We start from the raw sequence: 8,968 nt of genomic DNA, 5'->3' as shown, positions 1-8,968 counted from the left end.
GACCGGCGAGGTCCCAGGCCTACCTCGCGGAGGCCTATGGCGGAGGTCTTCCCGGCAGACGATCTCCACGAACACCGACAAGGCCCTCAGGGCATGGCCGAAAGGCAGAACCGTCCCCTGGACGCCGGGCGGGTTTCCATGGTCGTCTTCATCGACGCGAACACGTGAAGACCGCGACGGCGCCGTCGCGAACCGGCCCATCTACGCTGTCCTGGCCGTCTCCACCGAGGGCCGGCGCGAGATCCTCGGACTGTGGGCCGGCGACGGCAGCGAAGGCACCAAGCACTGGATGCGCATCTCACCGAGATGAAGAACCGCGGCGCCAACGACGTCCTCGTGCTTGTCTGCGACGGGCTCAAGAGCCTACCCGAAGCGGTCGAGACGGTCTGGTCGAAGACGCTCGCGCAAATGTGCGGGATCCGCCCGCTGCGGAACTCTTTCCGCTATGCCGCCCGCCAGGAATGCGACAAGGGATCACCAGGTTCCTCAAGCCCATCTACACAGCGGCAACCACACACTCGAACCGTTCGCCGAATTCACCGATGCCGGAGGCCGCAACAACCAGCGATCGTCAAGCCTGGAAGAACACCTGAGAGGAGTTCACTCCACTTCCTCCAGTTCGACACCAAGATCCGCCGCATCCTCTACACCACCAAGATCGAGCCCGTCACCGCTCGCATCCGGCAGGTGGTCAAGGCCTGCAGCCACTCCCCGAACGACACCTCCACCCTGAAGCACGTCTAGATGACCATCATGTCCCTAGAACCCACAGGCAAGGCACCGGCTCGCTGGACCATGCACTGGCAAACCGCCCTGGACACCTTCGACCTCACCTTCGACAGTCAGCCCCCCACACCACGCCAGAAACCCCAAACGCCTCCCTGCACCCGACTGACAGACCCCTAGCGGGAATTCCGCGCCGTCAGGCAAGGAGGCGTTTCTCTACCCCGGCTGTGTGCTGGTACACCCACGCACAATCAGGAATTGGAGCGGGGCTACTACCATGGCACCCCTGCGGATCGTCGGCATCAAACTGCGCACTCGCACGCAACGGCGCAAGATCTGGCACTCGCCGCCGAGCGGCAGGACGACAGTCCCTCCGATGGCCCAAGAGGCTGGGCAGATGCCTTTCGAGGGATCAGAGGGACCGCCACTTTCTCAGTCGTCGCGGTATCTCACAGGAGAAGGATCGCATCCACATACCCGCCCAACGGCGGGAAGGCGAGGGCCTCGCAGGCTCGGCCGGCATACTTCCCCGGCCGACCGAAGACACATGTAACCCCGAGACGAAATAGCAAAATTTGTACCACACGCTGGCACTAAAGAGTCACAACGGGCTATTTGCGTAAAACTGAATTCAGATCTCGTATTTCACCTAGCACACATTGACACGATCCGCAAGCATCCAGGTGTCGTTCTATTTCCTCAACGGCCAATCCAACCAGCCTTCCTCTTGAATATGCGGCGAGACGCGATATGAAATGTGCACATGAAGCATCAGATTTCCCCCTCTTAACGTGAACTGTCAGATAGGCCTGCCGTAGCCCTTCTCTCGCCCGATAAGAAAGGGCGGAAACGCTGTTGGGGCTGATTCCGAGGTGATCGGCGATGACCGAGGGCCGGCACCCCTCGACAACCGTGTACCACAGGACAGCTCTCCAGCGGTCCGAGAGGGAATTGAGCGCCTCTACGACAAGGTCGCGGTCGAAAGAATTCACCACCTCATCCCATGCTGAGTCGCCTCTCGGAGTTTCGTAGATGCTGACGTCAGGCACTGCTACCCAGCGGCGGGCACTCTTTCCCCACTCGGTTGCCACATTACGGAGCACTCTCTTTAAATAGCCTCGAAAAGAAATTGATGGCCCGCCACCAGATTGCAGTATCTGAAATACGCGAACAAAAGACTCTGCCGCTAGATCCTGTGCGGTATGGGGATCCCTGACGTGTGAGCATGCCAGTCTCATCACCTCCGCCCAATACTTACGAAATAATTCAGCAAACGCTTCGGGCTCCCCTCTGCGCGCCAATTCGATGAGCTTTATGTCGCTATCTACGCTCCCTTTCGGACCGTCTACCTCAGGGACTGCGCTGCTTTCACATTTGATCGTCCGCTGTGTTCGTTGGAGGTGGGTGGAGCTCGAAGGAGCGGGGCAAGATTTCTTGCAGTGAGACACGGGAAGAACCTCTTTCCGTAGTCAATCGTCGGCCGACCGACTCCCAGCAGGAACGTTGGGCTACGTTTACACGTGGCCCTGACTGTGCTCCGCGGGTCATGATTTATTCCTTGCGAGAGGCGCTTGTCGGACGGCACATCTCTTATGAGGACCCGCGTTGAGAACCATGACGCGACGCCGAGAAATCTCTTCCATCGAAGGCAGCTTTGCAGGCATCAGAGCAGTTTGTTTAAATACCTTACGCCTGGCAATAGCCTCAGAGGATCGCATTCCAGAGCCCCTGGAGGGCGAGGCGCTAGACCCTTACGAAAGCTCCCCACACCCACTACCAGAGAAGGAATCTTCCTAAACAGGATGTCCGAGCCAGTTGCCAACCTGCGCCACAGCCGCTCCTTTTAGAACGCGGAACCTCTGGGAACTTCCAGCTTCGCCAGCACGTGAGCAAAGATCCTTTGTTACCTGTGCAGCAAGGACGGTCCGTTTCTCGATACGTGATGCGGTTGACTTGATACGGGTTCTGGTCGATCACCGGGCGTTCGAGAGCGACAGCGGATGCTCTTGGGGGATTGGCCTGTAGGCACGTGCACGCTTTTGTCTTTCCGCCTGCCCGTCCAGCCACGCCCTGGAGCAGGTACCGGGCCCGGCCGGCTCTCCCTGCCGGGCAGGTCCGAAAAGGCTCGCCGTCGGTCATAGGTCCCGCTACTTCAGCTCTCCCTCGCACTACGGCGATGGCCGCCTGGCTGGTCGGGTGGGCGCTCTCCGCGCCCAGCAACAGAGTCGACGCGGGCCGGGCTGTGCTGACTGGATGTGCTGCGACAGGGGTCGCCACGCCGCTGGCGGGTTCATGCCTGCGATCCCGCGGTGGCAGTTGTACCAGTCAATCCGTGCGGCGAATACTTCCTGGCGTTCGTGGTCCGAGGTAGAGGTCGATGACGGGCCATTCCATCGGGGTGGTGCGGTGACACGTTCGATTCTGGTGTGGGTGTGGGGCTGGCAGACGCAGGCTTGCTTGTCCCGCCGAGGCCCTGAGGAGCGTTCCTCCAGGTCAGCGCCTTGCCGACGGTCATACGCCTAAAGCGGGTGATTTGCGATTCAGTGGAAGGTGGCGTCTTACGCAGGGGCCGGCCCTCTGCATCCAGGATCTTGCTGAAGGCGAGGTGGGTGTGACCGTGGGCCGCAGAATGGACACATAGCTGAATCCCCTGCCGGCTGTGTCTCGACATCCTCTCGGCGGCCCCGTGGGCTGCGCAGGGCGGCTCGATGCACCTCGTTCAACCAGCAGGCCCTACGTTCAAGACCAACTCGTATAGACAATGATCGCGATCAATGCACCTAGGCGTTTGCCTAGAACCTTCGAACAAGTCCAGGCGGATGCCTGACGATCTGCCTCGTCAGCGAGAGCATACCGTGGAATCATTCATCAACGAGCTTTCTTCGAGCTCTCTTCGGTCGGTCGCTGAAGAAATCAGATAGGCGGATGCGAGCCGCAATGAGAGAAATATTCGGGATTTACTATTCTTCTGTCTACAGAGTTTCATTCGGTAAGCCTTCGGGAAATCGACTTCGCCTGGGGAGACGGAGGAAAAAGAGACAATCGATCGTGGTATCGCGCAGATCTGCGTGCCTGCTGGGCCGCCCGCCGCGGTCACCGTTTGCCTCCTGTAATGGCGCTTAGCCGTGTGAGTGCGTTCGACCACCAGACAGTGCCAACCGGAGACAGGGCACTGCAAATACTATGAAATGGTCTCTGGCCTGTCCACGCAACCAAATGTAGGCTGGCGCAGCAGATCACTCCCAGCCCTGTCAATGCGGCGAGACACCGTGCATCCGCAACACGCGCACTGCAAGTGGCTTCGATGGAAGGGGCCTTCATTTTTGCAGGTCTCGGGAACAATTTATTTCGCGTTCAGCTGATCCCATCGCGTCGCCTGAGCCGCATCGGCACCAAATATGCATGCCAATAACCCACGGCGCTGCAACCTACCAAGCACGCCCGCCCCATCGCCTATAACGAACCGATCACGGGGAGCCATTCACATACCCCTGCGCCCGCTACCGTCCTACCGGACCTGTGCTGGTTCCCCCGACCCCAAGCTAAATTTGGATTCTTGGGTAGCGAAGCCGGTGCCAACCGGGCAAGGCTCCTGAAGAGCGAGTGGCGAAATCAGGCAAACGCAGCGGTCTTAAAAACCGCCGCCCCAAGGGGCCTGTGGGTTCGAATCCCACCTCGCTCACCAAACTTTCTGGCGGCGCAGCATACATTGGAGGTTGCCCCTATCCGGCTGGAAAGGCTTGCCCGTGTTCCAGTATCTCAACCTTGAACCCAAACAAGCCGCTCGCTCTAAGTGCGGCCACCGGGTCGGAGGAGTTCTGGTCAAAGGCGGACGGATACTAGGCCATTCCTCCAACCGCTACCGCAATTAGGTCGAAATCGACTTCCGAATTGCCGCCTTCCTCGCTAAAGAGGCCGTCCTGCACCGCAGCAAGCAAACGCAAGGCGCACATCTATGTCGCGCGCGCCTGAGTCGGGCCGGGGCACCCAAGGTGGCCTTCCTAATTGCAATACCAGGAGGCCCTTCCCTCGGTCGGGTCGTCCAGGCCCGTAACGCCACCGAAACCGGGATCGACACCATCCGACTGACTTGAATTCTCCCAACCCGCGATGGAAGGGAAACAACATGCACGATGCCCTCACCCACCCGCTCGCCATACCCATGCCATTCCGGCGCTGTGGAGGCAGCGGACTTCATCTGTCTGTTCTTGGGCTTGATATGAGTGCGGCCCTCCAGGATCCGCGACCGCTGAGCCCTTGCCTGATCGGTGAAGCACTGGATCTGAGTGTGACCCATATGGACGTCACTACATGCGGGGCAAGCGGTTTCGCCGCAGGGCAGGACAGAATCGGCCAGTTGTTTGCGCCCTGGCACTCACGACGCGATCAGATGGTGGTCTCCGCGCGGATAGGACTGGGCACCCAGCCCGGGCCTCTGGCCGGATTCGGCTCCCGCAAGCAGATCTTGTCGGGGCTGGATGGCCTGCTGCGCCGCACGGGCTTGGACTATCTCGATCTCCTGTATGCCCACCGGTTCGACTCGACCACTCCTGTGGAGGAGACAGCGAGTGCTCTGGCTTCCGCAGTTCAGCAGGGCAAGGCGCTTTACATAGGACTCTCATCTTTCGCCCCTGCTCCGTTGAGTCATATCAGCACACTGCTTAAAGCCATGGGTTCACCTGTCGCGGCCTACCAGGCCCCCTATTCTCTGTTGAACCGGTGGGTCGAGGATTTCCTCCTTGGGGTGCTCAAGAGGCACCGCCTCGGCTGCGTCGCCATCGATCCGGGCAATCACAGGCAGCTGCGTGCAGCCAGGAGGCCCTACACCGAGGGGGCGCAGCCGAGTCGGCCGCCTGCTCGAAGAGCGGAACAAATCGCCGCGGCCCGTGGGCAGTCCATGGATCAGCTTGGCGTCAGCTGGGTGTTGCGAGACGAAGCTGTTACCTCCGTCCTGATCCCGGCAGCTCATCCCTACCACCTGGCGACGTACTGGGATGCGGTCCACCGCACCTGCTTCACGCCTAGCGAAATTGCGGAACTGGATGTGCACTACCCCGCTACCAGGACGCAGACCGGGGCGACCAGCCCTGACGCCATATCTCCCCGTGAGGTGGGTACGGCTTGAGATCCGGGTGCTACCTCCGTGCAAGGGCGGCGTCTTTCACTTCGCCTGTAACGCCAACCGAAGGTCAACGCACATAACCCGCATGTCTCCCCCGGACCTTCCACACGCCTCCCAGCCTGCCTCTCTACCCGTTCGAGGATCCCCCATGTCCCACTGGCTATCCCGTTCCGCTGCCCAAGCTACGGCACGCCCTTGCCGCCCCGGAAGCGCAACAGCCCACCCCGACCAAGTCCTGTTCCCTTCGGAGCTGCTCCTGCCCACTACGCCCGAGGCATGGCAGCGGCTGAACGATGACTTGGCTTCTTACGGCCATCGTGTCCTGTGCTCATGGATCGCTAACGGCACAGTCTTCGCCCGCGTCCGCTCCATATCCCGGATAACCTTGGCTGCTGCCCCCGAACTGCTACGGGATCCCGATGTAGCCAGCGAGCTCGCTGGCCTAACCGTTGCTGTGGCCCTACCCGCGTTCCGAGCTCGACTCGAAAACGGCACGGGCTGGCGCCCCGAGCAAGGTGCCTCTCTAGCAACCTTCTTCATCGGTCAGTGTCTACTCCGCTTCCCCAATGAGTACCGGCGCTGGCTACGCGAATACCGCACTGGTCGCTGCACCGTCCCGCTCTCGGACGTAACAGAGCTCCCCGATAGCTGCCCTGGGCCGGGCCAACTGGCCACCTGGCGCCTCGAAGCCTGCCACATACTCGCCCAGGCCCCCGCCCGCACCCGCACCGTCCTTACCCAGATGGCACTGGGCTACCCACACCGCGACATTGCCGAGCACTTGGGGACCACACCCAAGGCTATTGAGATGATCTTGCGCCGACACCGTCGGCGCCTCCTGCCCGGGCCCAGCCACACCTTCCGGGCGAGCGACCGCGGCCGCCCGACCAGCGCAGGGGCCCACAGGCCCAGGCGTTCCCAAGCAGCCGGCCCGCTGCCCTGACCGTCCAGGCAATACACGCCCTCAGATTCAGGCCCCCCCTGTCGTTGGTTTCCGCCTGCAGTCGCTGTCTCGGGTGGCACCCTCAGACCGTGGACAGGGCTCTTTGCGGCAAGCCCCTCCCTTGCTGCGGTTCAGCATCGACTCGAGGGGTGCATCACATCGCAAGCGCCATCAAAGCTGGCAACTCCACCCTGCAAAGCTTGCTTCTGATCTCTCCGGGGTTGCCCGTCCTGCGTCGTCAGCGACCGCAGGCAGGAAAGTTCCGGGAGCCAGTACGGATCACCAGCGCCTGACTGTCATACAACTGCGTTTCTGAGGTCGGGACGGGCTCGGTCGGCCCGTCCCTCGGTGACCGCATGGGTATTGTCCCCGGGCTCGCGCAGACTCCTTGACCCACTGTGAGAAGCGAAGGGAGTTGTTGGCCCGACGGTCGAAACGCTGCGAGCGGCAACGGGACGGGGTCTCGGCTCGTACCGACTGGTCCCCCACCGACATCGTCGTGAGGCAGGTGCAAATGCCGGCGTCTGCGGCGCAGTTCGTCGGCCTTCTGTGAACCCCGGCACGACCGACGCACCCTGGGCACCAAGGGCAGGAATTCGGGGCTCCTCACGGCGCCGGACTGAGAGATCGGAGCGGACACTGTGCAGAATTCAGGTATCCCGCAGGCCTTGTTTGGGTCGGCCATACGAAGGTGCGCACGGATGTGGGACGTCCTTATTGGACGAAGAGAACGCCGCGACGCGCGTCTCTCACCCCGCAGGCTGTGTGACGCCCGGCGAGCCACGGGCAGCGTACAATCAAACATTGAGGACGTTAAGGCATTACCCCCCATTTTCCAGCTCCGAACACCCGCCCTGAGACCCGCACCCGGCAGACCACACGCAGCTCTGGCAAGGCCAGCGGGCGAAAATGACATGGCAGGCCTGGCAGCAACTGGCACTCTCAGGACCCGTAATGAGCGAGCTACGCCTTCCGGGCGTTGCCCCCCGGAGCCGAGCACAGTCGGGGTAATTCCTGCATCGGCGTTCCGGAACCCCTATCGGGGAGGGCTTGCCGAACTCGTTCTATTTGTGGCTGAAAGTGACGGCTGGGGCAGGATTGTGCACGTGACACCGGGGCTCCCTGAGACTAGGGAGTCTGCATGCTGCATCGTCGCGCAGGCGACGAGCACCCCGGAATCTATTTTGAGCACAACGTACATGGGCAAGGTTTGCCTCTACTGGGCCGACCGTGAGGGACTTGTGTGGCGGAGCGTACTCACGCGCGACGGCTTCGCTATGCCGAAGCAACTCGCGTGGGCAAATCGGACAGAAATCCTCAGGGCGACCTACTATCTTCCCCCTAGGGAGCGTGTGGCAGAGCCGGTTATCTATGGTGCCACTCGGCGTGCTGGCAGCGCAGAAGCAACCATTTGGATCCGTACGATGCGGGCGCCCGTGGCCGCATTCCCGCTGCCCGACCCCTTGTACGGGGTGGATGATTTTTATTTGTCCATGACCGATTCAGGCTCCTGGGTCATCGACCTGGCCACGGGAGGTTTACTCCAGCGCTGGGGCGGCCGAATAGGAAAAGACCTAAGCCTACTGCTGGCCTACAGGATGAGCGGCGTTAAGGCTGAGCGCGTCTTTGGCCTGTGCGGCCCCCCTGAGTCTAAAGTCCCCGCACCGCAGTTCATCGCCCAGGACGGGCTTCCCTACCTGTGGAATCCACAGATAGGCCCCATACCGTGCACTACAGCGGGCGAGCGGATCATTAAGGCCATTTCTGTCACCACGTCCGCCGAGGAATCACTTGTGTATACAGTAAGCCAGAAGGGGAATCTAGCTGTCACCCAGCAACTCACATATGGGCAAGACCCCCGCTGGGGCAGCAGCACGAAGCTACCCAACCGGATCAACCCAGCACATTCCATGGTCGTGCTCACACACCCTAGGGCACATCCAGTGGTATTTGCGGTGAGTCTAGACAGCCTGACACTCTGGACGCCGACCTCGAAAGAACTCCATGGTGGGCGCGCACTCTTGCCCTGGACGAGCCGCACTACGCGACTTCCTTCCCCTCTACACACTCCGCGTACAATTTGGCCGGGGTTGTGAATGGTTCGGTGTGACTTCCGATCGTGGAGGGTGGACCGGTGAGCGTTGAGAGCGTGGCGGTGGCCCGAGTTCAGCGAGGCA

General features: G+C 61.3%; 2 protein-coding genes, 1 tRNA gene and 1 pseudogene. 3 read left to right on the top strand and 1 reads right to left on the bottom strand.

Annotated features, from left to right (window positions below; genetic code table 11):
• The first annotated feature begins 61 nt into the window (after positions 1-61).
• Positions 62-744 (top strand): annotated as a pseudogene (locus ACFYP3_RS36120) (transposase).
• 593 nt (positions 745-1,337) lie between these two features.
• On the opposite strand, the gene ACFYP3_RS36115 reads toward ACFYP3_RS36120, so the two are convergent.
• Positions 1,338-2,174, bottom strand: coding sequence for a sigma-70 family RNA polymerase sigma factor (locus tag ACFYP3_RS36115; protein ID WP_388842194.1), 837 nt, complete (start codon positions 2,172-2,174; stop codon positions 1,338-1,340).
• Positions 2,175-4,323: 2,149 nt separating this feature from the next.
• On the opposite strand from ACFYP3_RS36115, the gene ACFYP3_RS36110 reads away from it, so the two are divergent.
• Both ACFYP3_RS36110 and ACFYP3_RS36105 read left to right on the top strand, forming a co-directional pair.
• Positions 4,324-4,411: transfer RNA gene (locus ACFYP3_RS36110), tRNA-Leu, on the top strand.
• A gap of 441 nt (positions 4,412-4,852) precedes the next feature.
• Complete coding sequence (locus tag ACFYP3_RS36105) at positions 4,853-5,851, top strand: aldo/keto reductase (protein WP_388842192.1); 999 nt, start codon at positions 4,853-4,855, stop codon at positions 5,849-5,851.
• Positions 5,852-8,968 lie beyond the last annotated feature (3,117 nt).

The sequence above is a fragment of the Streptomyces sp. NPDC005533 genome (genome assembly GCF_042871845.1).
In the GTDB taxonomy this organism is placed as follows: Bacteria; Actinomycetota; Actinomycetes; order Streptomycetales; family Streptomycetaceae; genus Streptomyces.
This window is presented reverse-complemented; position numbering and strand designations above follow the sequence as displayed.